Origin of the sequence: Streptomyces stelliscabiei (assembly GCF_014873495.1) — a bacterium.
GTDB classification, from domain to species: domain Bacteria; phylum Actinomycetota; class Actinomycetes; order Streptomycetales; family Streptomycetaceae; genus Streptomyces; species Streptomyces bottropensis.
The window spans coordinates 3,253,656-3,279,806 of sequence record NZ_JADBGF010000001.1; the positions used below are offsets into that span (position 1 = coordinate 3,253,656).

Here is a 26,151-nt window from a genome sequence, read left to right on the forward strand (position 1 = left end):
TCCCACGTCTGTGCGTGCGAAAACTAGCTTCGTCACCGGAGGTGATCGAACCATGACGGCCTGCGCTTCCCCACCACCCTCGACGGGCCACGGGAACGAGTCGGGACAGGGGGACGAGGAGAAGGACGCGGACGCTACCGGGGAGAGATTCGGAAGCGAGGGGCTCGTGACCGACGCGGGGGCCGACGCGCACGCGGGGCGGCCTGAGGCGCACGCGGGGGGCGGTGGTGGTGGCGGGGACGGCCGGCTGCGCCGGCCGGCGCCCGCACCCGCACCCGGCTGTGTGATCGCCGCCGACGGGTCGTACGCGGCGCGCCTCGCGCTGGACGGGGAATCCTGGTTCCCCGAGCGCTGGACCCTCGACGGCCCCGAGCCGTACGCCGTGCCCCTGCCCGGCAACCAGCCCGAGGAGCCCGGCACGGAACTGCTGCCGCTGGCCGACGGGCGGGTCCTCATCCACCGGCTGGCCGCCGACCGGCATCTGTTCTCGCTGCTCTATCCGACCGGCCCCGGCACCGGTGAACTCCCGCTCGGGGCGGTCGAATGCGCCGACCCCACGGCCGAGTTGCGTCTGCTGCCGCCCGCGCCGTGCGGGGAGCGGGCGTACGCCCTCGCCCTGGGCCGGAGCGCCACGACCGTGTGGCTGGTGGCGGGCGGGGCCTTCGGCCCTGAGGTGCTGGCGCAGGTGCCGGGGCGGTGTTCGGGCGGGGTCTGGCTGGACGGGACGGGCCGGATGCTCGCCCTGGACCAGGAATGGGAGGGCCGGACCAAGTCGGTGGTGGTCGATCTGGAGCAGGGCGGCGCGGTCTCGCCACTGCTGCAGATCGCGGACGACAGCAACGACCGGGTCCTGCTCGCCGACCCCGACAGCGGGCTGCTCCTGATCCGTTCGGACGCGCCCTCCCCCGGGCACGACCGGCTCGGCTGGGGCGTGCTGGGCAGTACGCTCCCGGTCCGCTTCCCGGAGTGCCTGCGGGTGCCCGACGGTCATCGCGTCACCCCGTTCGCCATCCAGCCGGGTCAGATCCTGACCCCCGAGAGCTGCGCGGTCGCGCTGCGCCTGGACGGCCCCCGGGGCAGCTGGGTCGGCGTCTGGCGCCCGGCGGCACGACGGATCCTTCATCTGCCCGCTCCCGAGGGCTGGTTGGCGGGAGCGGGGCTGTGGAGCCGCGAGGGGGTGCTGCACCTGCCGTACGCGACCGGGATGGTGAGGTGCGGGGTGGCCCGGATGGGGGTGGCCTGGGACGCGGACGAGCCGGAGGGGTCACCGGAGGCAACCCCCGAAAGGGAGGGCCGGGCGGACTGTGAAGAGGCCCCGGGGCCGGAGGATTCGGACGGGACACTCCGGGCCGGAGCGTCAGCCGCGCCGGCGCCCGGGGCGGAGCCGTCCGTGCCTGTCGTCGCTCGGCCCGTGCCGTTGCAACAGGCGCCGTTGGAGGGGCGCGTACCCGAGGAGGTGACCGTCGGGTGAAGGTGCGGTGCGGGGCTCGGGCACAGTGGCCGCGGTGCGGGCGACACGCCCGCGGGCGCCTTCGAGACCCTCGGGTTCGCCCGTTAAAATCACCCGCCGATAAGAAGATCATTCGACGGGGAACACTTCCAATGAGCGACGTGCACACCATCCAGCCGCCCACGGCCGACTCCCACGAGGCGGACGGCCACGGAAAGCACCGGGGTCAGCTCTCGGCCCAGGAGGCCGAGAAGACGAGCCCTCGCGGGCGCCACCGCAAGCCGGCGGACCACATGGAGCCGACGACGTCCGCCTGACCGGCGGCACTCGTCTCCTCGGTCGCCTCTGGAGAAACGTCCATGCGACGCCAGAGCCGATCACCACGGCACCCGGCCCCGCTCGTCGCCGACGAGCGGGGCTTCGCCGTTCCGGGTACGGCCCGCGCGGAGGCGGAGGGGCAGGCGGGCGCGGGGACGGGCGCGGGGGCTCCCGCCTATCCCTCCGCCGCCCCCCGGCCGTGCCTCAGCCCCAGCACCTCCGCCGCCGCGAACGTCTCCCCCTCCGGCCGGTCGGCGTAGTGCGGCGTGAGCAGGCCGTCCAGTTCGTCGTACGTGAACGCGTCCTGCTTGGTGTCGAACTTGGCCCGCACGCGCGGTCGTTCGACGATCGCGACCATGCCGCCGTGCACGACGAGGAGCTGACCGTTGACCCGCGCGGCGGCGGGTGAGGCGAGGTAACCGACGAGCGGGGCGACGTGCTCGGGCGCGAGCGGGTCGAGGCCGGTGCCGTCGCCCTCTCCCGCCGCCCCCGGGAGGCCCGCGAAGACGTCCTCGGTCATCCGGGTCCGGGCGCGCGGGCAGATGACGTTCGCGGTGACGCCGTACTTGGCGAGCGCCAGGGCCGTGGAGGTGGTCAGCCCGACGATCCCGCCCTTCGCCGCGGCGTAGTTGGGCTGTCCGGCGGAGCCGGCGAGGAAGGCCTCGGAGGAGGTGTTCACGATCCGCCCGTAGACCCGCCCTGCGCCCTCGCCCGACTTCGCCCGGGCCCGCCAGTGGGCGGAGGCGAACCGGGTCGTGTTGAAGTGCCCCTTGAGGTGCACGCGCACGACCGAGTCCCACTCGTCCTCGGACATGGAGAAGACCATGCGGTCGCGCAGGATGCCCGCGTTGTTGACGAGGATGTCGAGTCTGCCGAACCGGGCGACCGCCGACGCGACCAGTTCCCGGGCCTGTTCGTGGTCGGACACGTCACCGATGTGCGCCACCGCGCTGCCGCCCGCCGCGCGGATCGACGCCGCGACCTCCTCGGCGGGCCCCGTGGACACCTCACCGGAACCGTCCCGCCCCGGCCGGCCGTAGTCGTTGACGACGACGGCCGCGCCCAGCCGGGCCAGCTCCAGCGCCTCGGCCCGGCCGAGACCGCGCCCCGCGCCGGTGACGATCGCGGACAGTCCTTCGAGCGGCCGTCCGCCGAGTGTCGATGTCATCCCGAGCCCCTCTCCCCTCTCCTCAACTGCCATCCGTTCTCGTCCGCGGTGGTCAGAGCTCGATGCAGGTCCGGAGCGCCACGCCCGTCCGCATCTGGTCCAGGGCCTCGTTGATGTCGGCCAGGGGCACCCGGTGGGTGATCAGGCCCGCGAGGTCAATACGGCCGGCCCGCCACAGGGCGATGGTCCGCTCGTAGGAGCGCAGGACGTCCCCGCCGCCGTACATGGACGGCAGGATCCGCTTCTCGTCGAAGAACAGCTCGAACATGCTGAGCTGGAGGAAGTCGTCCAGCGCGCCCGCGCCGACCACGACGAGGGTGCCGCCGCGCCGGGTGGCCTCGTAGGCGGTGCGGGCGGTGGTCGAACGGCCGACGACCTCGAAGACGTAGTCGAAGCCCTCGCCGGCGGTGACGGACTGCTTGGTGTCGGCCAGTTCCTCCGGCGAGATCGCCTTGGTGGCGCCGAACCTGAGCGCCGCCTCGCGCCGCGAGACCACCGGGTCGACGGCGACGATCTCGGCGGCGCCCTTGAGCCGGGCACCCTGGATCGCCGAGATGCCGACGCCTCCGCAGCCGATGACCGCGACCGACGAACCGGCTTCCACATCGGCGGTGTTGAGGGCCGCGCCGAGACCGGTGGTGACTCCGCAGCCGATGAGGGCGGCGATGTCGAAGGGCACGTCGTCCGGTATCGGCACCGCGCAGCCGGCGTCGACGACGACCTCCTCGGCGAAGGTGCCGGTGCCCGCGAAGCCGAAGACGTCCCCGGCGGGCCGCTTGAAGTTGGGCGTACCGGCGTTGAGGAATCCGGCGAGGCAGAGCTGCGTCTGACCGCGCTTGCAGGCGGGACAGGTGCCGCAGGCCGGGAGCCAGCACACGACGACCCGGTCACCGGGCTTCAAGTGGGTGACGCCTTCCCCGACTTCGACTATCTCGCCGGCGCCCTCGTGCCCCGGCACGAACGGTCCGGGCTGCGGCAGCACCCCGGCCATCGCGGACAGGTCGGAGTGGCACAGCCCCGTGGCCCGCACCCGGATCCTCACCCGCCCCGGCCCGAAGCCCACCGCCTCGACGTCGTCGAGCACGTCGAGCTTGTCCTGGCCGATCTCGTGCAGTACCGCTGCGCGCATGGTGCGGCTCCCCTCAGGAGTACCTGACCTACGTCTGTACCGATGGGCTCATTCGTGTGCGACCAGCGTGTCCGCCAGCACCGGCGCGTCGTCCCTCTCGACGGCGCTCACCGTCACCCGCACCGAGCGGTCGTCCGGCCTCCACATCCGGATGCGGAGGGTCTCGCCCGGGAAGACGACACCCGCGAAACGCGTCCCGTACGAGCGGACGCGGCCCACGTCCCCGCCGAGCACCGTGTCCACCACGGCCTTCAGCGTCATCCCGTAGGTGCACAGCCCGTGCAGGATGGGCCGGTCGAACCCGGCCCGCCCCGCGAACTCCGGGTCGGCGTGCAACGGGTTCCAGTCGCCCGAGAGGCGGTAGAGCAGCGCCTGGTCCTCCCGGACGGTCCGCTCGACCTCCTTGTCGGGCGCGGTCGTGGGCGGTTCCTGCCGGGCGGACGGCCCGCGCTCACCGCCCCAGCCACCCTCTCCCCGTACGAAGATCTGCGCCTCGTTCACCCACAACGGGCCCTCGGTGTCGGCGACTTCGGTCCGCATCACCAGAACGGCCGCCTTGCCCTTGTCGTACACCGCCGCCACCCGCGAGGTCGCGGTCGCCCGCCCCTCGACCGGGATCGGCCGGTGCACCTCGACGCGCTGACCGCCGTGCAGGACCTTCGCCAGGTCGACGTCGACGCCGGGTGCGTTCAGGCCACCGATGACATCCGGCGAGCCCGCGCCCGCGACGGTCGCGAAGCTCGGCAGGACGTGCAGCCGGGACTCCAGCGTGTAGCGCAGCTCGCCGGGGTCGGTCGCGGGGACACCGGCGCCGATGCCGAGGTGGTAGAGCAGGACGTCCTTGCGACTCCACGCGATCTCGGCGGAACGGGGCTCGGCCGCGAGCGCCTTGGCTGCGTCGATGGGCATGGGGCTCCTGTGTGCGACGGGGGCGGAGGGTGGCTGAGGGGGTTGAGGGGGTTGAGGGGGTTGAGGGGGTTGAGGGCAGAAGGGGGTCGGACGGCGTGGGGGCGGAGGGTCGGACGGCGCGGGGCGGGTGGTGGGTGGCTCGCGCTGAGAAACCTCGGTACGACCGTCCGCACCAGCGGTCGCACCGAGGTCGTCACCGCCGACCCGGAACCCGTCCACCTAGAACGCGTTCCAGTCCGGCGACCCTCTGTATAGCCGAGCCACATGCACTTGTGAAGGCTCCTGACACTACGTCAGATACGTGCCGCAGCGCCCAGGACATTTGTCCCGCCGAACTCCGTACACGTGCATCTGCCGGGCCGCGTCCGGTCTTCGTACTGTCGAACACATGAGGCGGAGAGAAGCGACTACGGCGACCCCGACGGGTGCGGGCGCCGCATGTACGGGGGACGCGGGTACCGAAGACGCGGGTGCCGGGGACATGGGCGCCGAGGACACCGGGTGCGAGAGCCGGCGCCCAGCGGGGAGGGCGGCATGGCTCCCGTGGCGTGGGGGCGGGCGGGCGGCGTCGGACGAACCGGGGCCGCCCGCCACCGGGCTCACCCTGGTGCCGTGGCTGCTCATGGGAATGGGCGCGTACGCGAACCTCCTCCAGGGCCGCGCCCCGAACCCCTGGATCGGCGGTCTCGGCATCTTCATCTTCAACTCCCTCTACATCTACGTCGTCATCCGCGCCTTCCTGAAGGAGAAGCGCGAGTCCCGCTCCACCCGCGTCGCACTCGCCGTGGTCGGCTTGATCGCCTACGGTCTCGCCCTCGCCTACGGCGGCAGCTGGCTGAACTTCCTCCCCCTGTTCGGCCTTGCCGTGGGCGCCGCCATGCGCGGCCGACTGTTGCGCGGGACCGGGCTGGCGGTGACCGTGCTCGCGGGCGGGGTCGCGGCGGTGCGGGAGGGCTGGGCCGCGATCAACGTCGCCTACGGCACCTTCATCTCCATCGTCGTGACGGCCGCGATCCTCTCCCTGGTGGAGGCGGTCCGCGAACTGCGCGCCGCCCGCGAGGAACTCGCCCACCGCGCGGTGGAGCGGGAGCGGCTGCGCTTCTCCCGCGACCTGCACGACCTCCTCGGCCACACACTGTCGGTGATCGTGGTGAAGTCGGAGGCGGCCCGTCGTCTCGCCCCGCACGACGCGGACGCGACGCTCGCCCAGATCACGGACATCGAGGCGGTCGGCCGCCAGGCCCTCACGGAGATCCGCGAGGCCGTGACCGGGTACCGCGAGGGCAGCCTCACGACCGAACTGGACCACGCCCGGCCCGTGCTCTCGGCCGCGGGCACGACCCTGACCGTGCGCCGCCGCGGACCGGCTCCGGATCCACAGGCCGAGGCCCTGCTGGGCTGGGTCGTCCGTGAGGCGATCACCAACGTCCTACGCCACAGCCGAGCCACCGCCTGCGACATCACCCTCACCACCACCTCCACCCACACCCGCCTCACCATCACCGACAACGGCCCCCTCACCCCTCCCTCACCCGCACGCACCACCCCCAACGGCCTGAGGGGCCTCACCGAACGTCTCGCCATGGCCGGCGGCACGCTCCAGGCCGGGCCCGCACCGCGAGGCGGCTTCACGGTCACGGCGGAGCTGCCCCTCCCCGAACTGCCGCTCACCGCGCACGGAGCGGACGACGAGAGGCCGACGGGGGCGGCTGCGGGCTCGGAGAGGGGGCGGTATCCGTAGTGGTGTCCCCGCACGACCCGCGTCACTCGCCCGTCCGAAGCGACGCCCCCGCCCTACTCTTGGGCCGTGAACGAGATGCCCCGGGATCACCGGACCACCAAGTCCATCAGGATTCTGCTCGCCGAGGATCAGGGGATGATGCGGGGCGCGCTGGCGCTGCTGCTGGGCATGGAGGCGGATATCCAGGTCGTGGCGCAGGTCGGGGCGGGGGACGCGATCGTGGACGCGGCGCTGATCCACCGGCCGCATGTCGCGCTGCTGGACATCGAGCTGCCCGGGATGAGCGGTCTGGACGCCGCCGCCGAGCTGCGGGACCAGGTGCCCGACTGCCGGGTGCTGATCCTCACCACCTTCGGCCGGCCGGGGTACCTCCGACGGGCCATGGACGCCGGCGCCGCCGGGTTCCTGGTCAAGGACGGGCCCGTGGAGGAGCTGGCCCAGGCGATCCGCCGGGTGCTGACCGGCGAGACCGTCGTCGATCCGGCCCTCGCCGCTGCCGCGCTGAGCGCCGGTCCCAACCCGCTCACCGACCGCGAACGCGACACCCTCAACGCCTCCACCGACGGCGCCACGGTCGCCGACATCGCCGCCCGGCTCCACCTCTCCGAGTCCACCGTGCGCAACTATCTCTCCTCCGCCATCGGCAAGACCGGCACCCGCAACCGCATGGAGGCGATGCGGGAGGCCCGGCAGCAGGGGTGGCTCTAGCCCCGCCCCCGCCAGACAGAACAGGATGGCCCGAGCCCCCTCGTCGCCTCGTCGCCTCGTCACCTCGTCACCTCGTCACCTCGTCACCTCGTCACGTCGTCACGTCGTCACGTCGTCACGTCGTCACGTCGTCACGTCGTCACGTCGTCACGTCGTCACGTCGTCACGTCCGCAGACTGGTAACCCACCCCTCCCGGCGCCAGTGCCACGAACCAGCTCGCCTGGGCACCCTTCACCAGGTCCTCCGCGGCGTGCTGCTCTCCGGTGAGCAGAAGCGCCGTACGCATCAGTCGTGGCCAGCGGCCGACGAGGAAGCTCCGGAACTCCTCGTCCCGAGCTGCCCTCGCCTGCTTCCGATCCCCCATCGAGCACCTCCTAAGACGTTGTCTCATTTGGTGAGCCTGCGGTAGCAGATGAGGGTGCAAGCGATGCTGGTGAAGGCCATGAAGTGTTCGGCTTTGCGCTCATAGCGGCGATGAAGTCGGCGACAGCCGGCGAGCCAGGCCATCGTGCGTTCGATGGTCCAGCGGTGTCGGCCCAGGCGTGTGGACGACTCGATGCCCTTGCGGGCGATGCGGTGGCGGATGCCTCGCTTGCGGAGCCATCGCCGCAGGTGGTCGTAGTCGTAGCCCTTGTCCGCGTGCAACTTGGCGGGGCGGCGTCGGCGGGGTCCGCGGCGGGAGCGGATCGGCGGGATACCACGGACCAGTGGTTCGAGTGCCTGGCTGTCGTGGAGGTTCGCACCGGAGATACCGACCGAGAGGGGCAGACCGGTTCGCTCGGTGATCAAGTGGATCTTCGAGCCCTTCTTGCCCCTGTCGACAGGATTCGGACCTGTCAGGTCCCCCCTTTCAGGGCTCGCATGTTCACCGAGTCGATCGCGCACCGGGACCAGTCCAGTTCACCGCGGGAACCGAGTTCGTCCAGGACCAGGCGGTGGAGCTTGGCCCACACCCGGGCCTTGCTCCATTCGGTGAACCGCCGGTGGGCCGTCGGACCCGATGGCCCGAACGACGGGGGCAGCTGCCGCCACGTGCAGCCTGACGTGGCCACAAAGACGATCGCCGCCAGCACCTCGCGGTCCCCGTACCGTCGTCGGCCACCGCCCTGCGGCCGCGACGGAGCAGGCGGCACGACCCGCTCGAACAGCTCCCACAACTCATCCGGCACCAGACGCTCAACGATCCCCACGACGGCATACTATCGAACAGCCCAAATGAGACGACCTCTAAATGCTTTGAACAGCCACGAGGGATCGGATTCGTTGCCCCGTCGCGGCGGAGTTTTTCGAGCCGGCCCCGCCAGCCCTGACGTGCCGTCACTTCCCCATGAGCGGGTCAAGTTTTCGTTAGTCACTCAAAACAACGGAATAGTTGCCCAGGCACACGAGGTTCAGATGGCACACATACGTAGACCCGGCCAGGAGGCCTCGCTCAATGACGCAACCGCAGACACCGCCGCCGACCGACGGGCCCGCCACCGGGGCCACGGGCGCGACACGAGCCCCCGGAGCGATCGTCCCGGTGCTGGCCTTCGCGGGAATCGTCGTCGCGGTGATGCAGACCCTGCTGGTCCCGGTGATCAAGGACCTCCCGCAGCTGCTGGACACCTCCCCCAGCAACGCGACCTGGGTACTGACCTCCACCCTCCTCTCCGGCGCCGTGGCCACCCCGATCATGGGCCGCCTCGGCGATCTCTTCGGCAAGCGCCGCATGCTGCTCGCCAGCCTCGCCGTGATGGTGGTCGGGGCGCTGATCAGCGCGTTCACCAGCGCGCTCCTCCCGATGATCGTCGGCCGGACCCTCCAGGGCTTCGCCATGGGCGCGATCCCGCTCGGCATCGGCCTGATGCGCGACGAGCTGCCCCGCGAACGCCTCGGCTCCGCCATGGCCCTGATGAGCTCGTCCATAGGCGTCGGCGGCGGACTCGCCCTGCCGCTCGCCGCCGCGGTCGCCCAGAACGCCGACTGGCACCTCCTCTTCTTCGGTGCGGCCGGTCTCGGCGTCCTCTCCATCGTGCTGACCCTCATCGCCGTACCGGAGACGAAGACCCGCGCACCGGGCACCTTCGACCACCTCGGCGCGGTCGGCCTCTCCGCCGGCCTCGTCCTCTTCCTCCTGCCGATCACCAAGGGCAGCGACTGGGGCTGGACCTCCACGACCACGCTCGGCCTGTTCGCCGCGTCCGCCCTGGTACTGCTCCTCTGGGGCGTCTGGGAGCTGCGCGTCCCCGCGCCGCTGGTGGATCTGCGCACCACGGTCCGCCGCGAGGTCCTCCTCACCAACCTCGCCTCGATCATGGTCGGCGTCTCCTTCTACGTCGTCTCCCTCGTCCTGCCGCAGCTCCTCCAGCTGCCCTCCGCCACCGGCTACGGCCTCGGGCAGTCGATGATCGTCGCGGGCCTGTGCGTGGCTCCGCTCGGCCTGACGATGATGTTCACCGCGCCGGTCTACGCCCGCATCTCCGCCAAGTACGGCCCCAGGAGCACCCTCATCCTGGGCCTGCTGATCATCGCGGTCGGCTACGGCGCCGGGCTCGGCCTGATGAGCGCCGCCTGGCAGACCGTGGTCGTGTCGGTGGTCCTGGGCGCGGGCATCGGCCTCGCCTACTCCTCGCTCCCGGCGCTGATCATCGGCGCCGTGGACCCGTCCGAGACGGGTGCGGCGACCGGGCTCAACACGCTCATGCGGTCCATCGGAACGTCCGTGTCGAGCGCCGTCATCGGGATGGTGCTGGCCAACACCGCGAACCACGTGGGCGGGGTCGCGATCCCGACCATGCACGGCTTCCGCGTCTCCTTCCTCATCGCCACCGGCGCGGTCGCCGTGGGCCTCCTCCTGGCCCTGTTCCTGCCGGGGCGCGACCGTCGGGCGACCGGGCATCGGCTGCTCGCGAGCAGCGAGGGTGCCGAGTCGGCCGACGTCGTCGACGAGGCCGACGGGGCCGACCTGGTTTCCAGGGAGGACCGGGCTGCCGTCGCCCGGTAGGCCGGGGGCGGCGTGCCCGTCGAGGCCGCCTGCGGGTCCGGTGGGGGCTGGTCGCGCAGTTCCCCGCGCCCCTGAAAAGCACGGGCCGAGCCCCGTGCTTTTCGGCCCGAGTGGGCCCTGGGCCTACAAGAGACGCGGGAAACCACGCGATCAGCCCCACTCACCCGCGCCCGCCGGCCGACCGAATCCCCCCAGCCCTCCCCCGATCACCGCATGACAGCATGAGGCGCCCCCTTGACGTACGACCACACGGAGGACCCCATGTCCGCGGCATCGAGCCCCCCGACCTCGCCGGCGCCCGAGCCGGAGATCCTCCGCGCGTTCGAGGCGGCCAAGGGGTTCATGCCGGCCGGCGAGGGGCTGGCGTTGTACGCGGCGGCGGTGGAGGCGGGGCGGCTGGGGCTGCCGTTGCTGGAGGTGGGGACGTACTGCGGCCGTTCGACGATCCTGCTGGCCGACGCCGCCCGTGCGGCGGGCGTGCCGGCGATCACGGTCGACCATCACCGGGGCAGCGAGGAGCAGCAGCCGGGCTGGGAGTACCACGACGCGTCCACCGTCGACCCCGAGGTGGGTCACATGGACACGCTCCCCACCTTCCGCCGCACCCTGCACCGGGCGGGACTGGAGGAGCACGTCGTCGCCGTCGTCGGCCGTTCCCCGCAGGTCGCCGCCTTCTGGGGCACTCCCCTCGGTCTCGTCTTCGTCGACGGCGGCCACACCGACGAGCACGCCACCGCCGACTACGAGGGCTGGGCGCCGCACGTCGCCCCGAACGGTCTTCTCGTCATCCACGACGTCTTCCCGGACCCCGAGGACGAGTTCACCGGCCAGGCCCCTTACCGCGTCTACCTCCGCGCCCTCGCCTCCGGCGCCTTCACGGAGGTCTCCGCGACGGACTCCCTGCGGGTACTGCGGCGGACCGGGACCGGTATCTGACCAGCGGCACCCCTGCACCACCACTCCTGGGCCGCTGGGCTACCCCACCTCTATGCCGTAGTCCTGGACCAGTTCCTCCAGGCCGCCCCGGTACCCCTTGCCGCCGACGACGAAGTCCCAGTCGCCGTTGGCGCGGCGGCGGAAGGAGCCGAGGGTGAGGGCCGTTTCGTCGGCGCGGCCGTCGGAGACGTCGAGGCGGCCCTGTTCGGCCCGGGCGGGGTCCAGGAGGCGGATGCCGGCGTCGGTGAAGCCGGAGAGGTCGGCGTCGGGGTTCACGGCCGGGTCGATCGCCGCCACGAGGACGAGACGGTCGGCCTCCGTCGGCAGCGCGTCGAAGGAGACCAGGATCGCGGCCTTGTCGGGAGTGGTCGGCGGGACCGCGCGGACGGTGCCGTCGGGCGTGCCGAGGTTGTTGTAGAACACGAAGTGGTCGTCGCTGAGGACCCGGTTGCCGTGGCAGACGAGCGCGCAGACGTCCAGGGCGACGCCACCGGTCCAGTACATGCCGAGCACGCTGTGGTCGTCCGGGACGGAGGCCGGGTCCGAGTCCGCGCCGTCCGCGGCATCTGCGGCGCCCGCGGCGTCCGCCGAGGTCCGCTGGGTGGGCAGCACCACGGTGGGAGCGGTCGGGGACGCGGGCGCGGGGCGCTCGCCGGTGCCCAGGCGCCCCCGGAGCCCGTGCCGGTGGAGCAGGTCGACGAGTTCGCGCCCCGAGACCAGCTCCAGCGGCTTGCCGTTGGCGAAGGTGTGGGAACCGGGCCCGAACTTGGACGTCGTCACCAGGACGCCCTTGTTGGCGCCGGCGTCCTGGACCGTGCCGTAGAGGTCGCGGACGGCGGTCGGCGGGACGGTGTTGCGGTACCGCTTGACCTGCACGACGATCTTGCCGCCCCGGATCGGGGCCGGATCCAGAGCGTCGACGTCCACCCCGCCGTCGCCCGAGCGCTGGGTCGTGACCGCCTGCATGCCCATGGCCCGGAACAGTTCGGCGACGAGGGCTTCGAAGGCGAGGGGGTCCATCTCCATCAGGTCGGGCTCGTCCTCGCCGCCGTGCGTGACGACGCCGTTGCCCACGTCGTCGGGCCTGCGCTCGGGGCGGACGGGGGTGCGCTGGTCGGGGCGGGCGGACAGCCGGCCACGGAGGCCGTCCGTCAGGCAGTCCACGGCGCTCACCTGCTCCAGATGCAGCTCGGCGAAGACCGACCGGGGCACGGTGACGGTCGCCAGGAAGATCTGGGTGCGGCGGCCGGTCGCCGGGTCGTGGTCGTCCACGAAGCCGTTCAGGACGACCGACTCCAGCGCGCCGAACTCGTCGGCGGCGAAGAGGTCGTGGAGCACGAGGAGGACGCACTGCGCGAGGACGTCCCGGTAGAGGGCACGTCGCTGGGTGACCGGGCGCGGGCGCTCCTTGTCCTGGTCGACGCTCGGCATGTAGACGACGCTCTTCGCCTCGGGGACGGCGTCGTACCTGGGCAGCTCCCAGTCCAGGACCAGCTGCCGGGCCGCCGAGTCGTAGGCGGCGGAGACGCCCCGGGGGAAGCCGTCGGGCCAGGCGGGCGAGGCGTAGAGGGCGGCGGAGAAGTAGTCGACGGCGGCTTCCGGGTCGCCGTCGCGCAGGGCCGTCGCCATCTGTGCGAGCCCGGCGTTGTGCCGCCGGATCTCCGCCCGCTGTCCTTCCGCCCACTGCTCGTACTGCCGCTGATACTGGGCCAGTTGACGCTGTCGCTGCTGCTCGGCGGCCTGCGCGGCGTGCCAGTCGTGCTCGTACCGGGCGCGCGCCTCGGCCTGCGCCTGCGCCCGGCGCTGGGCGGTCCAACCGCCCTGCGCCTGGTAGTGGTTGGGGTCCGGCATGGGTACGGGCTGGGCGAGGGGCCCCGGGGAGAACGGCTCCAGCCGCTCGGTGCGGGTGAGGGAGGCGGACCGGAACGCCGGGGCCCGGCAGCCGGCGACCAGGAGCCCCTCCAGTGCCTGGACCTGCGCGTCCAGCTCCTCCGTGCGCCGGCGCGCCTCCGCCTCGCGCTGCTGGCGGTAGGCCGCCTGCTGCTCCCGCTGGCTGCGCGCGACCTCCCGCTGGTACGCGCGCTGCTGTCGCTCGTACTCGCGCTGCTGGCGGGCCTGTTCCTCCGACTGACGCTGCTGCTGGCGTTGTGCCTCGGCCCAGATCCCGGCCAACCCGTTGGAGCGACGACTCATGCGCTACAGGCCCTCCCACCGGAGCCCACCGACCGCGCGCCGAGGCCCCGCCCCCACAACCAGACGTAACCGCCCGACTTTATCCCGCGACGGCCCGTACGCCTACCGCTGGTCAGCGCCCCGGCTCCGCCCGCACCACGGAGCGGGGGCGCTGCGCACCGGACCCGACCCGTAAGGTGGCAGGCGTGTCGTATGTAGGTCCGGACTTCGATCCGCCCCAGCCCCGCCGTTCCGCGCTGCGCCGCCCGCTGACCGTGGCGGTGGCCGCGGTCGTGGTGGGGGCGGTGGCCGGGTGGGGGGTCTGGCAGGCCGTCGGGGACTCCGGGGGCGGGGACGGCGGCTCGGGCAGTGTGGCGGGGCCGCAGACCCGGTCGGCGAAGACCCCGGCCTCCTCCTCCGGCCCGTCCGGCGCACCGACCGCCTCGGACGACGGCAAGGACGGCAAGGACGGCACCGGCGGTGGGGACGGCGACAAGGCGAGCCCCTCCGGCTCGGCCTCCGCGCCCGCCGCCACCGGCCCCCTCAAGGGCAAGGTCGTCGTCATCGATCCCGGTCACAACCCCGGCAACTTCCAGCACACGACCGAGATCAACCGCAAGGTGAACATCGGAACGCACGCGAAGGAATGCGACACGACCGGGACGACCACCAACGACGGCTACCTGGAAGCCAGGTTCACGCTGGACGTCTCCCGGCGGCTGCGGACGCTCCTCGAACAGGAGGGCGCCACGGTGAAGTTCACGCAGGACGGTGACCGGGCCTGGGGTCCGTGCATCGACGAGCGGGCACGGATCGGCAACGAGGCGAAGGCGGACGCGGTGGTGTCGATCCACGCCGACGGCTCCGGCGCCGGCAACCGCGGCTTCCACGTGATCCTGCCGGGTTCGGTGAACGAGGGCGCCGCCGACACCCGGCCCATCGTCGCCCCCTCCCGTGACCTCGGCGAACGCATCGCCGGCTTCTTCGTCCGCGCCACCGGCAGCGCCCCCTCCAACTACGTCGGCGACGGCACCGGCATGGTCACCCGCACCGACCTCGGCGGCCTCAACCTCTCCACCGTGCCCAAGGTGTTCATCGAGTGCGGCAACATGCGCGACAGCAAGGACGCGGCCCTGCTCACGAGCGGAGCCTGGCGGCAGAAAGCGGCCCGGGGAATCTCGGACGGCATCACGAGCTTCCTCGAAAATTGAACGACTCTCCCCTTTGGGGAACTCCGGCGGCTAACCCCGAGTGCCACGGAATGAAGTGCGCGCGGTCTCAATCTGTCAACGGTTCCCGCCGTGTTCGTCGTACGTACCGCGATGCGCGATATCCATGACCCGGCACCGTTGACCAGCGGTGCGTGGCGGCAGAAAGCGGAGCGGGGGAACTCTGAGGGAATCGTGAGTTTCCTGCGAGGGTAGCGGGCGGGTCGTGATCATCGAGATGATCCCGGAGGACACCCAAGTCGGTCGGACGATAAGGTCGTCCCTACGATGAGGAGCCACCCCCGCGCTTCCCACCACGGCCTGACGGCGACATGGTGACGGCGACGCCTCCACCGATGACGAGACGACTGACGAAGGACCTGAAGTGAATATCCGCTCCCTCACCAGAGGCGACGGCGTCGTGATCGGAGCAGCGGTATTGCTGTTCATCGCGTCGTTCCTCGACAACTACTCCATCGACGGGATCCCCGACAGCATCGATCTCCCGATCCTCTGGGAGAGCGGACCGGTGCTGCTGAGCGTGGTCCTGGCGGGTCTGATCGGCGCCGTCTTCATCGTTGTCGCCAGAGGTCTGCCGCAGGCGCCCAAGATCGCCGGGATCGACCTCGGCCACTTCGGCATCGCCTTCACGATCTTCGCCGCATGGAGCGCGCTGGGCAACATCTTCGATCCGTCCGGTGGCGGTGACAACTTCAGCGATACCAGTGGCAGCGGCACCGACGCCGGCATGGGTCTCATCCTCGCCCTCATCGCCACGCTGGTCATGGCCGGCGCCGCCGTCGCCACCCCCCTAGTCCCCGCCCTCAAGGTCGCCCTCGTCGGCGCCCCGCGGCCGGTCGCGCCGCAGCCGTACGGGGCCCAGCCGCCCGGTGGTTACGGGTACCCGGGTGCCGGTGCGCCGGGTCCCTTCGGTGCGGGCCAGCCGGGCCCCGGTCAGCCTGGGCCCGGTCAGCCGGGGCCGGGGGCGCCGTTCGGTGGTCCTCAGCAGCAGCAGGCGGCGGCCCCGCCGCCCGCCGGTGACTTCTCGCCGTTCTGGTTCGCGGTGCCGGTGGCCCGTCCGCTGTTCGCCGAGGACGGTTCCCAGTCGACGATCGCCGAACTGGCGCCGGGCACCTGGTACCTGGCGGTCGAGCAGCGCGGCGCCAACCTGGTGGCCCAGACGCAGGACGGCCGTCGTGGCGTCCTGCAGGACACCAGCGGTATCCAGCGCGGCTGATCATCACGCGGTGCACAGCCGTACGCCAGTGGCCCCCCGCTCTTCCGAGCGGGGGGCCACTGGCGTACAGTCGCCTCCCGCCCGTACAGCTGACGCACCGTCAGGAGGCAGGCACATGCGGCTCGGTCTGGCACTCGGGTACTGGGGGCGTGGTCCCTCCGCGGAGCACGTCCCGCTCGTCCAGGAGGCGGAGCGGCTCGGCTACGACTCGGTGTGGACGGCCGAGTCGTGGGGCTCGGACGCCTTCACCCCGCTCACCTGGATCGCCGCGCACACCTCGCGGATCAAGCTGGGCACGGCCGTCGCGCAGATGGCCGCCCGGTCGCCGACCACGACCGCGATGCAGGCCCTGACCCTGGACCACCTCTCCGGCGGACGCGCCCTGCTCGGGCTAGGGCTCTCCGGGCCGCAGGTCGTCGAGGGCTGGTACGGGCGGCCGTTCCCGAGGTCCCCGCTGACCGCGACCCGGGAGTACGTCGACGTCGTACGCCAAGTCCTCAGGCGCGAGGCCCCTGTCGAACTGGACGGACGCTTCCACCCCCTCCCGTACGACGGCCCGGACGGGACCGGCATCGGCAAGGCGCTCAAGTCCATCACCCATCCCCTCCGCGCGGACCTGCCCGTCCTGCTCGGCGCCGAGGGGCCGAAGAACATCGCGCAGACGACCCGGATCGCGGACGGCTGGCTGCCGCTGTACTGGTCGCCGAGCCGGACCGATGTCCACGAGGCGTCGCTGACCGAGGTTTCCGACGGTTTCCTCATCGCGCCCATGGTCCGGGCGAAGGTCTGCGAGGACGTCACCGAGGGGCTGCTGCCCGTGAAGGCCATGCTGGGCTTCTACATCGGCGGCATGGGGCACGCCAAGCGCAACTTCCACGCCGACCTCATGGCCCGCATGGGGTACGAGGAGGAGGCCCGGCGCATCCAGCGGCTCTTTCTCGACGGGCGGCGCGAGGAGGCCGTACTCGCCGTGCCGGACACCTTCGCCGACGAGATCTCCCTGGTCGGGCCGCGTGAACGGATCGCGGAGCGGCTGGAGTCGTGGCGGAAGGGGCCGGTGACGGATCTGCTGGTGCTGTCCCCGGATCCGCACACGCTGCGGGTGCTGGCGGAGCTCAACTCATAGGGAGTGTCCGGGTTTCAACGACGGCATGCGGGCAACCCGTTGAGCATGTCTCGATATAGCGGTTCCAACCAGGCGGGCCGGGTCATAGCGATCGTGGCCGACGTCATGGCCTTCATCCTGGGCCTGTGGATCCTGATGTATCTGTTGGGCGCGAACGGCGCGAACGACTTCGTGCAGTTCATCCATGACGCGGCCCGCTGGCTCGCCGGCTGGTCGCACGACCTGTTCACCTTCGACGAGCAGTGGGCTCGGGTGGTGGCCGGTTATGGCCTGGCGGCCGTCGTGTACCTGTTCGTGGGCCACGCCATCGCCAACCGGATGCACCGGCATTGAGCGGGTGCGGCTCCGGTGGGGGCTGGTCGCGCAGTTCCCCGCGCTCCTGAAAAGCACGGGCTGTGCCCCGTGCTTTTCGGCCTGAAAGGCCGCAGGCCCTTCAGGGGCGCGGGGAACTGCGCGAGAAGCCCCACCCGCCCGGCAGCCGACGACGGATCCCCCGGCCCAGCGGCGCTCCGCTCAGCGGCACCCGCTCAGCAGCACTCCGAGTCGTCGAAGTCGTCCAGCCCCCGCGGCAACCGCTCTCCGCCGAACACCGCGCACGTCGCCTCGTCGCCGCCCAGCGCGGCCACGGCCAGCAGCACGGACCCGGCGGTCCAGGAGGTCAGTTCCACGGGCCAGACGGCCCGGTCCTCGAAGACGTAACCCGTCCAGTACAGGCCGGACTCGGGGTCGCGGAGGTGCTGGATGGACTGGAGGATGTCCAGGGCGCGGTCGGACTCGCCCATCGCCCAGAGTGCGAGGGCGAGTTCGGCCGACTCACCGCCGGTCACCCACGGGTTGGGGACCACGCAGCGGACGCCGAAGCCGGGCACGACGAAGCGGTCCCAGCTCTCCTCGACACGGGCCTTGGCCTCGGTGCCGGTGAGCGCGCCGCCGAGCACGGGGTAGTACCAGTCCATCGAGTAGCGGTCCTTGTCGAGGAACCGCTCGGGGTGCCGGCGTATCGCGTGCCGGAGTTCGCCGACGGCCAACTCCCAGTCGGGCTGCGGCTCCTCGCGCTGCTCGGCGATGGCGAGGGCGCAGCGCAGTGCGTGGTGGATGGACGAACTGCCGGTCAGCAGGGCGTCGTTCACCGGAGTGCCGTCGTCCTCGCGCTTCCAGCCGATCTGGCCGCCGGGCTGCTGGAGCCGTAGGACGTACTCGATCGCCGCGTGGACGGCCGGCCACATGCGGTCGAGGAAGGTGTCGTCGCCGGTGGCCAGGTAGTGGTGCCAGACGCCGACGGCTATGTAGGCCACGAAGTTGGTCTCGCGGCCGCGGTCGGTGACGTCGTCGGCGTCCCCGTCGGCGTAGGCGGCGTACCAGGAACCGTCCTTGTTCTGGTGTCGGTGCAGCCATGCGTAGGCGCGTCCGGCGGCCTCGTGCTCACCGGCCGCGTCCAGGGCCATGGCCGCCTCAGTGTGGTCCCACGGGTCGAGGTGGTGTCCCCGGAACCACGGGATGGCACCGTCCGCGCGCTGCACCGCGAGGATGCCCCGCACGGTGGCGGCGGCCTCCTCTGCGGTGAGGACCCCGGGCAGGACCAGGTGTTCTGTCCGGGGCGTCGTCACTTGGCGGCCGCCTCGGACACGCCGGTGGTGTCGCTGTCGGCCAGCGTCGGCAGGTGCGGCTTGGTCGCGTAGGCCACGAAGCTCTTGCCGATCACCGGGTTCAGCGCCTCCTCGGCGACCCGGGTGAGCAGCGGCTTCTTCATGATGTCCCAGACCAGCAGCTTGTGGTACGCCCGCACGGGCAGCGCCTTGTCGTTGTCGACGCCGAACGCGCACTTCAGCCACCAGTAGGGCGAGTGCAGGGCGTGCGCGTGGTGGGTGCCGTACGGTTCGAGGCCCGCCTCGCGGATCCTGGCGAGCAGTTCGTCCGCCCTGTAGATGCGGATGTGGCCGCCCTCGACCTCGTGGTAGGCGTCGGAGAGTGCCCAGCAGACCTTCTCGGGGCCGTAGCGCGGGACGGTGACGGCTATGCGGCCGCCGGGCTTCAGCACCCGGACCATCTCGGCGAGGACGCCCTTGTCGTCGGGGATGTGCTCCATCACCTCGGAGATGATGACGACGTCGAAGGACTCGTCGGGGAAGGGCAGCGCGAGGGCGTCGCCCTCCATCGCGGTGGCGGTCGCGCCCTCCGGGGCCTCCCCGGCCTCCTTCATCGCGGCGAACCACCTGGCGACCTCGCGGATCTCCTCGCCGTTCTGGTCGAGGGCCACGACGCGGGCGCCGCGCCGGTAGCACTCGAAGGCGTGCCGGCCCGCTCCACAGCCGAGATCCAGGACCCGGTCCCCCGGGGCGAGGGGGAAGCGGGAGAAATCGACGGTCAGCACGTGGCCCTGCTTTCGCGGTTGGCGTTTTCGCGGTTGGTCTCGACTACGTCGTCGGCGGCTGCGACAGCCCCATGGGTCTCGACGGACCCGTGGGTCTCGACACCCTCGTGGGTCGGGACGCCCCCGTGGGGGTCGCCGGCCCTGTTGATCGCGGCTGCGTCGACCGCTTCGGCGGTCGCAGTGGTCTTGACGGTCGCAGTGGTCTCGACGGCTGGATCGGCCGCCGGTCCGACGCTCGTGACGGCCCTCTCCGGGCGTACCCCCGCGCGGGCGACGGCCTCGCGGTAGTGGGCGACCGTGCCCTCTGCGGCGCGGGCCCAGGTGAACCGCCGGAGCACCCGCTCGCGGCCTGCGCGGCCGAGCCGCCGCCGCAGTTCCGGGTCGCCGAGGAGCCTGCTCAGGGCGGCGGCCAGGGCGCCCGGGTCGCCCGGGGGCACCGCGAGGCAGGTCTCGCCGTCGGGTCCGGCGACCTCCGGTATGGCTCCGCCGGTGGTGGCGACCAGCGGCGTGGCGGTGGCCATGGCCTCGGCGGCGGGCAGGGAGAACCCCTCGTACAGCGAGGGCACACAGGCGACCTCGGCCGAGCGGACCAGGTCGACCAGCTCGGCGTCCGAGATGCCCTTGACGAACTCGACGGCGCCTTCGAGGCCGTACCGTTCGATCGCCTGCGCGACCGGGCCCTCGGTGGGCCGCTTGCCGACGACGACGAGATGGGCGGCGGGATGCTCGGCGCGCACCTTGGCGAGCGCCTCGACGAGGAAGACGAGTCCCTTGAGCGGCACGTCCGCGCTGGAGGTGGTGACGATCCTGCCGGGCACCTCGGCCACGGCCGGATTCGGCGAGAAGAGGTCGGTGTCGGCGCCGATGTGCACCACGTGCATCCGGTCGTCGCGGACACCGAGGTGGTCGACTATCTCCTGGCGGGAGGTGCCGGAGACGGTGAGCACGGACGGCAGCCGCCGCGCGACCCGCTTCTGCATGCGCGTGAACGCGTACCAGCGGCGCACGGACATCCGCCGCTGCCATCCCTCGGCGGCGTCCAGCTCCAACTGGCGGTCGACGGTGATGGGGTGGTGGATGGTGGTGACGAGGGGCGCGCCCACGTCACCCAGCAGACCGTAACCGAGGGTCTGGTTGTCGTGGACGACGTCGAACTCCCCGCGCCGGGCGCGCAGATGGCGGCGGGCGCGGAGGGAGAACGTCAGGGGCTCGGGGAAGCCGCCGGTCCACATCGTCGCCACTTCGAGGGCGTCGACCCAGTCGCGGTACTCGTCCCGCTTCGGCGTGCGGAAGGGATCGGGCTGGCGGTAGAGGTCGAGGCTCGGCAGCTCGGTGAGGGAGATCCCGCCCGGACCGTCGACGGGTACGGCGTCCTCGTCGAGTACGGGGTACGGCTGGGAGCCGATCACCTCGACCTGATGGCCGAGGCGGGCCAGCTCGCGCGAGAGGTGCCGTACGTAGACGCCCTGTCCCCCGCAGAACGGGTTCCCTTTATAGGTGAGGAGCGCGATGTTGAGCGGTCGCTCGCCGTCCGCGGCGAGGTCACGTCGGGACCCCGCCTGACTGGCCTCCGCGGTCACTCCTGGCCCCCTTCTCACTGCGATTTCCCGTGAGATTACGACGAGACGGTAATCTAGAACAAGTTTCAGAGTTGATCGTTCAAGAGGCTCTGAATCTACCGGCTGGTAGAACGGCTGTGAGAGGTGGATCAGGTGATTCACGCCACGGCACACGCCCTGGCATGCTATTTGATCGCATACCCTCACCGATCGTCACGACTGTCACGGAACGAGACCCATGCCTGCGGAAGTCAAGGTGGAAGCCGGCGCCGGGCGACCGGACTCACCGCCCCTCACGGAGCGGCAGGAGGCCCGTCGGCGCCGGATCCTGCACGCGAGTGCCCAGCTGGCCAGCCGGGGCGGTTTCGACGCGGTGCAGATGCGGGAGGTCGCCGAATCCTCACAGGTCGCGCTCGGCACGCTCTACCGCTACTTCCCCTCGAAGATCCATCTGCTGGTCGCCACGATGCAGGCCCAGTTGGAGCACATGCACGGCACGCTCCGCAAGAAACCCCCGAGCGGTGCGACGGCGGCCGAGCGCGTCGCCGAGACCCTGATGCGCGCCTTCCGCGCCCTGCAGCGCGAGCCCCACCTCGCCGACGCCATGGTCCGCGCCCTCACCTTCGCCGACCGCAGCGTCAGCCCCGAGGTCGACCAGGTCTCCCACCAGACGACCGCGATCATCCTCGACGCGATGGGCCTGGAGGACCCGAGCCCGGAGCAGCTGTCGGCGGTCCGCGTCATCGAGCACACCTGGCACTCGGCCCTCATCACCTGGCTCTCCGGCCGCGCCTCGATCGCCCAGGTGAAGATCGACATCGAGACGGTGTGCCGCCTCATCGACCTGACGGCGCCGGACCGGCGGATGCAGACTTGAAGCAGGCTCGAAGCAGCCTTGAAGCAGGCCGGAACCGGCGGGAACAGGATGGCGGGGAAACGGCAGCACAGAAGACCTACGAGACGGGTTCCCTGCGCCGGTACCACTCATCCGGCATCAGGTGCCGAGGGTCACCGTCCGGCCCTGTTGTGCCGCCTTCCGGCCTCTCAGCCCGACCGTCGACGTCGGCACCGGCGGATCTGCTACCTCTCGCCGCTGTCGGCTACTTCGGTCGGCTCCCTCACTCGTCTCGTAGGCTGATTTCTACGATAGAACGCCCGTACGGGAATGCAACCCCTCAAAGGGGATTTTTTCCATCATTCGAGGCGAAGTACTCGGCGACGCCCAAGCCCCTACGCCACGGCCTCCAGCCCGCTCCAGCTCCGCCCGATCGCCTTCTCCCCCACCCATCGGTCGAGCAGACGGCGGGCCTCCTCCTCCGGGGCCGCCAGACAGACGCGCTGGGCGCCCGCGTGGGCGGGCCGGGGCTCCTTGTGGAGGGTGCCCTCGCTGCAGCAGGCGCAGTGCGTCGTCAGGGTGCCGGCGGGCTCGGCGGCGAAGTCGTGGTCGGCGAAGAGGGTGGTGAGGGCTTCCAGGTCGCCGGGTTCGGCGGCCGCGACCGTCACCTGGAACGTGGGCAGGTCGGAGGGCTCGAAGAGGAGCAGCTCGTCGAAGACGGGATAGGTCGTGCCGTCGACGACGCGTTCGCCGTTCGGCTGCCCGTCGTGGAGGACGATCTCGCCGAAGCGGCGGCCGCCGGTCACGGGGACGTTCAGCACGCGCCCGCGCGTCGGGCACAGCCGGTCGATCCACACCACCTCACGGGCGCCGCCGGTGTCCAGGCGGACGCATGCCTGGCCGAAGCGGCCATGGATCTCGCCCTCATCCCCACCCGCGCCCTCGCCCTCACCCCCGCTTTCGGGCAGCCGGATGCCGAAGCCGGCCCAGGCGTCGCGGGCGACGGCCCAGTCGCGGCGGATCGTGGCCGCGATGCCCAGGTTCCAGAAGGCGGGGTCGCCCTCGCCGCGCGGTGCGCGGGCGGCGGCCTGGACACCGAGTTCGTACGCCTTGTCCCAGTCGCGCAGGAACTTGTGGGCGAGCGCCGCGTCGTACCACCACTCCGCACTCGGCCTCTCGTCCGGGAAATGGGCGAGCACCTGCTCGTAGAGGTCGGCGGCGCGCTGCCACTCCTCGGCGTCCCAGGCCGCGTACGCCTGCTCGATCAGCTCCCCGGCCTCGGACTTCTCCACGTTCCCCGCCCCGGCTTCCCGATCGTCCCGTTACCGACCGCAGAGCGTAGGCCCCTACTCCTCGGGCGGGAACACCGGCTCCCCGCTGCCCGGCAGGGCGATCGCGATCGCCTCCACCGGGCAGCCCTCCGCCGCCTTCAGGATGCGTTCGTTGGCGTCGGTGTCGGGGGCGGTGGGGTGGGACTGCATGGCGGAGTCGAGGCGGAAGGCGTCCGGGGCGAGGTGGGTGCACTGGGCGGAGCCGATGCAGAGGGCGCGGTCGACCTCCACGTGCCAGCGGTCACCCATCGCCGGTCACTCCTCCCCGTCGACGGCGGCGGTGTGGGTGGTGGTCGACTCGGCGTCGGCCTCGGCGGGCGGCTCGTATCCGGCCGGGAGGTGGATCATCTTGTGTTCCAGGTACTCGCCGTAGCCCTCGGGTCCGAACTCCCGCCCCAGGCCGGAGTTCTTGTAGCCGCCGAAGGGGCCGAGCATGTCGAGGCTGAAGGTGTTGACGGAGTAGGTGCCGGTGCGGACCTGGCGGGCGATGTCGATGCCGTGTTCGTCGTCGGCGGTCCAGACGCTGCCGCTGAGGCCGTAGTCGGAGTCGTCGGCGATGCGTACGGCCTCGGCCTCGTCGCCGTACGGGAGGAGGCAGATCACCGGGCCGAAGATCTCCTCGCGGGCGATGCGCATGGAGTTGTCGACGTCGCCGAAGAGGGTCGGCTCGACGTACCAGCCGTGGTCCAGGCCGGCGGGACGGCCGCCGCCGGTGAGGATCTTGGCGCCCTCCTCCTGGCCGATGCGTATGTAGTCGAGGCTGCGGCGCTGCTGGCGCTGGGCGACCAGCGGGCCGAGTTCGGTGGCCGGGTCGAGGGGGTCGCCGATCTTGAGCGCGGAGGCGTAGGCCGCGAAGGCCTCGGCGAACTCGTCGTAGCGGGAGCGGGGCACGAGGATGCGGGTCTGGGCGACACAGGCCTGGCCGTTGATCATCCAGGCGAAGGGGGCGATGCCGTTGACGGCCGTCTGCGCGTCCGCGTCCGGCAGGATCACCGCCGCCGACTTGCCTCCCAGTTCCAGGGTGACGCGGGTGAGGTTGCGGGCGGCGACCTCCATGACCCGTTTGCCTGCGGCGACCGAGCCGGTGAAGGAGACCTTGTCGACGCCCGGGTGCCCCACCAGGTACTCGCTGACCTCGCGGTCGGCGGGGAGGATGGACAGCACCCCCTCGGGCAGGCCCGCCTCGGCGGCGATCTCCGCCAACAGGTAGGCGTCCAGGGGGGTTTCGGGCGAGACCTTCAGGATCGCCGGGCAGCCGGTGAGGAGGGCGGGGGCGAGTTTCGCGGCGGCGGTGAACTGCGGGACGTTCCAGGGGACGACCGCCGCCACCACCCCGACCGGCTCGCGCCGCACGAGGATCTTGCCGAGCACGCCGTCGCGCCGCTCCTCGTACGTGAATCCGCGCGCCGTCGTGATCGCCGCGTCCCACACCAGCATCGAGGCGAGCGCCTGCACCATCACGCTGGAGGTGACCGGGGTGCCGTTCTCGGAGCTGATGATCCGGGCGAACTCCTCGTGGCGTACGGCGAAGGCGTCCTTGATCCGGGTGACGACCTCGATGCGCTCGTCGAGGGTCATGCGCGGCCAGGGGCCGTGGTCGAAGGCGTGGCGCGCGGCGGCCACGGCCCGGTCGACGTCCGCGCGCGACGCGTGCGGGACGCGGCCGATGACCTCCTCCGTGTGCGGGGAGACCACCTCGATGACGTCGGTGCCCAGGGGGTCCGTCAACTCCCCGCCGATGAAGAGCTGTCCGTGTTCCACGAGTTCGGTCATGGCCGCTGCCTCCCGGAGCCACTTCTCTGACGTACCGTCAGTTTCTGGTAGGGAACTGATACCAGTTCCGGGGGGAGGAGTCCATGTCGTTCGTCGACGGACGGCCGCGACGGCGGGCTCGCACGCCCATCCCTGGTGGAACTCGTTCTAGTTATAGTGACTTCATGACACAGGTGACCGACCACGGCGGAGGCGTACGGTCCATCGAGGTCCCCATCCCGGACAACCCGCTCGGCCACACCCTCGTGTACGTCGTCGACACCGACCGGGGGCCGGTCCTCGTCGACACCGGCTGGGACGACCCGGCGGCGTGGGACGCGCTCGCCGCCGGACTGACGGCGTGCGGTACGTCGGTCGCGGAGATCCACGGGGTCGTGATCACGCATCACCACCCCGACCACCACGGCCTGTCGGGGGCGGTGCGCGAGGTGTCCGGGGCGTGGATCGCGATGCACGCGGCGGACACGGCGATCGTGCGGCGCACGCGCGGGACCGGCCCGGACCGCTGGTTCACGTACATGACGGACAAGCTCACGGCGGCGGGCGCTCCGGAGGAGCACCTCGCCGCCCTCCGCGCCCCGCGCCGCCCGCGCGCCCTGCCCGGCTTCTCCCCCGCGCTCCCCGACCGCGACATCGTCCCCGGCGAACTCCTCGAACTGCCCGGCCGCCGCGTCCGCGCGATCTGGACGCCGGGGCACACGCCGGGGCACGTCTGCCTCCACCTGGAGGAGGCACACCCCTCCCAACTGCCGGGCCACGGACGCCTGTTCTCCGGCGACCATCTCCTCCCCGAGATCAGCCCGCACATCGGCCTCTACGAGGACCCCGACGACGACACGGTCACCGATCCTCTCGGCGACTACCTCGACTCCTTGGAACGCGTCGGCCGCCTCGGTCCCGCCGAGGTCCTGCCCGCCCATCAGTACGCGTTCACGGACACCGCCGCCCGCGTGGGGGAGTTGCTGGCCCATCACGAGTCCCGGCTCACCGGCCTGCTCACCCTCCTCGCGACCCCCCTCACCCCCTGGCAGCTCGCCGAACGCATGGAGTGGAACCGTCCCTGGCCCCAGATCCCCTTCGGCTCCCGCAACATCGCGGTCTCCGAGGCGGAGGCGCATCTGCGGCGGCTGGTGAAGCTGGGGCGGGCGGAGGCGGTGACGGGGAGCGATCCGGTCACGTATGTGGCGGTCTGA

At 71.7% G+C, this 26,151-nt stretch carries 23 protein-coding genes and 1 pseudogene; 12 read left to right on the forward strand and 12 right to left on the reverse strand.

From position 1 onward, the window contains the following. The first annotated feature begins 52 nt into the window (after positions 1–52). Both H4687_RS14215 and H4687_RS14220 read left to right on the forward strand, forming a co-directional pair. Positions 53–1,471, forward strand: a complete 1,419-nt coding sequence (locus H4687_RS14215) for a hypothetical protein (protein ID WP_050398435.1) — start codon at positions 53–55, stop codon at positions 1,469–1,471. Between the two features lie 131 nt (positions 1,472–1,602). Beyond that, positions 1,603–1,767 (forward strand): hypothetical protein, encoded by a 165-nt coding sequence (locus tag H4687_RS14220; protein ID WP_097250321.1) that lies wholly within the window; start codon positions 1,603–1,605, stop codon positions 1,765–1,767. A 176-nt stretch (positions 1,768–1,943) separates the two neighbouring features. On the opposite strand, the gene H4687_RS14225 is transcribed toward H4687_RS14220, so the two are convergent. Genes H4687_RS14225 through H4687_RS14235 form a run of 3 tightly spaced genes read right to left on the reverse strand, consistent with a single transcriptional unit; the run spans position 1,944 to position 4,974 of the window. Then, a complete protein-coding gene (locus H4687_RS14225; RefSeq protein ID WP_050398434.1) occupies positions 1,944–2,936 on the reverse strand; it encodes a 3-oxoacyl-ACP reductase in 993 nt (330 codons plus the stop codon). Positions 2,937–2,988: 52 nt separating this feature from the next. Further along, positions 2,989–4,065, reverse strand: a complete 1,077-nt coding sequence (locus tag H4687_RS14230; protein ID WP_046920043.1) for a Zn-dependent alcohol dehydrogenase — start codon at positions 4,063–4,065, stop codon at positions 2,989–2,991. A gap of 48 nt (positions 4,066–4,113) precedes the next feature. Next, a complete protein-coding gene (locus H4687_RS14235) occupies positions 4,114–4,974 on the reverse strand; it encodes a MaoC/PaaZ C-terminal domain-containing protein (protein ID WP_046920042.1) in 861 nt (286 codons plus the stop codon). 481 nt (positions 4,975–5,455) lie between these two features. Here H4687_RS14235 and H4687_RS14240 point away from each other — a divergent pair, with 481 nt between their 5' ends. Then, positions 5,456–6,715: a sensor histidine kinase gene (locus tag H4687_RS14240; protein ID WP_225966691.1), complete on the forward strand. Its 1,260-nt coding sequence runs from the start codon at positions 5,456–5,458 to the stop codon at positions 6,713–6,715. 75 nt (positions 6,716–6,790) lie between these two features. Then, the gene (locus tag H4687_RS14245) at positions 6,791–7,423 is read left to right on the forward strand and encodes a response regulator transcription factor (protein WP_050398432.1); all 633 of its coding nucleotides are present in this window, start codon (positions 6,791–6,793) and stop codon (positions 7,421–7,423) included. A 187-nt stretch (positions 7,424–7,610) separates the two neighbouring features. On the opposite strand, the pseudogene H4687_RS14250 reads toward H4687_RS14245, so the two are convergent. Together H4687_RS14250 and H4687_RS14255 are read right to left on the reverse strand one after the other, a co-directional pair. Next, positions 7,611–7,788 (reverse strand): annotated as a pseudogene (locus H4687_RS14250) (SigE family RNA polymerase sigma factor); the annotation flags it as partial. A 23-nt stretch (positions 7,789–7,811) separates the two neighbouring features. Further along, a protein-coding gene (locus H4687_RS14255) for an IS5 family transposase (RefSeq protein WP_233443437.1) occupies positions 7,812–8,608 on the reverse strand; the annotation gives its coding sequence in 2 pieces (ribosomal slippage) (positions 7,812–8,270 and positions 8,273–8,608; 795 coding nt in all). Positions 8,609–8,859: 251 nt separating this feature from the next. Here H4687_RS14255 and H4687_RS14260 point away from each other — a divergent pair. Beyond that, a complete protein-coding gene (locus H4687_RS14260; protein WP_046918401.1) occupies positions 8,860–10,410 on the forward strand; it encodes an MFS transporter in 1,551 nt (516 codons plus the stop codon). A gap of 261 nt (positions 10,411–10,671) precedes the next feature. Beyond that, entirely contained in the window at positions 10,672–11,346 is a 675-nt protein-coding gene (locus tag H4687_RS14265; protein WP_046918402.1) for a class I SAM-dependent methyltransferase, read from the forward strand. Between the two features lie 39 nt (positions 11,347–11,385). Here the strand turns inward: H4687_RS14265 and H4687_RS14270 are convergent, their stop codons facing one another. Then, positions 11,386–13,539 (reverse strand): restriction endonuclease, encoded by a 2,154-nt coding sequence (locus tag H4687_RS14270; protein WP_192781671.1) that lies wholly within the window; start codon positions 13,537–13,539, stop codon positions 11,386–11,388. A gap of 185 nt (positions 13,540–13,724) precedes the next feature. On the opposite strand from H4687_RS14270, the gene H4687_RS14275 reads away from it, so the two are divergent. From H4687_RS14275 to H4687_RS14290, 4 genes are all read left to right on the forward strand, one after another. After that, on the forward strand, positions 13,725–14,729 hold the full coding sequence (locus H4687_RS14275) for an N-acetylmuramoyl-L-alanine amidase (protein ID WP_050398430.1): 1,005 nt from the start codon (positions 13,725–13,727) through the stop codon (positions 14,727–14,729). A gap of 382 nt (positions 14,730–15,111) precedes the next feature. Next, on the forward strand, positions 15,112–15,963 hold the full coding sequence (locus H4687_RS14280; RefSeq protein WP_097250314.1) for a hypothetical protein: 852 nt from the start codon (positions 15,112–15,114) through the stop codon (positions 15,961–15,963). A 115-nt stretch (positions 15,964–16,078) separates the two neighbouring features. Continuing rightward, positions 16,079–17,089 carry an LLM class F420-dependent oxidoreductase gene (locus H4687_RS14285; RefSeq protein WP_046918076.1) on the forward strand — a complete coding sequence of 337 codons (1,011 nt, stop codon included), beginning with the start codon at positions 16,079–16,081 and terminating at the stop codon, positions 17,087–17,089. A 45-nt stretch (positions 17,090–17,134) separates the two neighbouring features. Beyond that, the gene (locus H4687_RS14290; protein WP_046918077.1) at positions 17,135–17,422 is read left to right on the forward strand and encodes a hypothetical protein; all 288 of its coding nucleotides are present in this window, start codon (positions 17,135–17,137) and stop codon (positions 17,420–17,422) included. A gap of 194 nt (positions 17,423–17,616) precedes the next feature. Here the strand turns inward: H4687_RS14290 and H4687_RS14295 are convergent, their stop codons facing one another. From H4687_RS14295 to H4687_RS14305, 3 genes are read right to left on the reverse strand one after another with little or no spacing between them, the layout of a single operon-like run. Further along, positions 17,617–18,696: a prenyltransferase gene (locus H4687_RS14295; protein ID WP_046918078.1), complete on the reverse strand. Its 1,080-nt coding sequence runs from the start codon at positions 18,694–18,696 to the stop codon at positions 17,617–17,619. Continuing rightward, positions 18,693–19,460: a class I SAM-dependent methyltransferase gene (locus tag H4687_RS14300; RefSeq protein ID WP_046918079.1), complete on the reverse strand. Its 768-nt coding sequence runs from the start codon at positions 19,458–19,460 to the stop codon at positions 18,693–18,695. Before H4687_RS14300 ends, H4687_RS14295 begins: the two co-directional genes overlap by 4 nt. Beyond that, positions 19,454–21,040 carry a glycosyltransferase family 4 protein gene (locus H4687_RS14305; protein ID WP_046918080.1) on the reverse strand — a complete coding sequence of 529 codons (1,587 nt, stop codon included), beginning with the start codon at positions 21,038–21,040 and terminating at the stop codon, positions 19,454–19,456. The genes H4687_RS14300 and H4687_RS14305 overlap by 7 nt, the downstream gene beginning before the upstream one ends. A 217-nt stretch (positions 21,041–21,257) precedes the next feature. Here H4687_RS14305 and H4687_RS14310 point away from each other — a divergent pair, with 217 nt between their 5' ends. Beyond that, the gene (locus H4687_RS14310) at positions 21,258–21,896 is read left to right on the forward strand and encodes a TetR family transcriptional regulator (RefSeq protein ID WP_046918081.1); all 639 of its coding nucleotides are present in this window, start codon (positions 21,258–21,260) and stop codon (positions 21,894–21,896) included. A 353-nt stretch (positions 21,897–22,249) separates the two neighbouring features. Here H4687_RS14310 and H4687_RS14315 read toward each other — a convergent pair whose 3' ends face one another. Genes H4687_RS14315 through H4687_RS14325 form a run of 3 tightly spaced genes read right to left on the reverse strand, consistent with a single transcriptional unit; the run spans position 22,250 to position 24,958 of the window. Beyond that, entirely contained in the window at positions 22,250–23,146 is an 897-nt protein-coding gene (locus H4687_RS14315; RefSeq protein ID WP_046918082.1) for a tetratricopeptide repeat protein, read from the reverse strand. 54 nt (positions 23,147–23,200) lie between these two features. Continuing rightward, positions 23,201–23,434: a ferredoxin gene (locus H4687_RS14320; protein WP_046918083.1), complete on the reverse strand. Its 234-nt coding sequence runs from the start codon at positions 23,432–23,434 to the stop codon at positions 23,201–23,203. Between the two features lie 6 nt (positions 23,435–23,440). After that, complete coding sequence (locus tag H4687_RS14325; RefSeq protein WP_046918084.1) at positions 23,441–24,958, reverse strand: aldehyde dehydrogenase; 1,518 nt, start codon at positions 24,956–24,958, stop codon at positions 23,441–23,443. Between the two features lie 164 nt (positions 24,959–25,122). On the opposite strand from H4687_RS14325, the gene H4687_RS14330 reads away from it, so the two are divergent. Continuing rightward, complete coding sequence (locus H4687_RS14330) at positions 25,123–26,151, forward strand: MBL fold metallo-hydrolase (RefSeq protein WP_046918085.1); 1,029 nt, start codon at positions 25,123–25,125, stop codon at positions 26,149–26,151.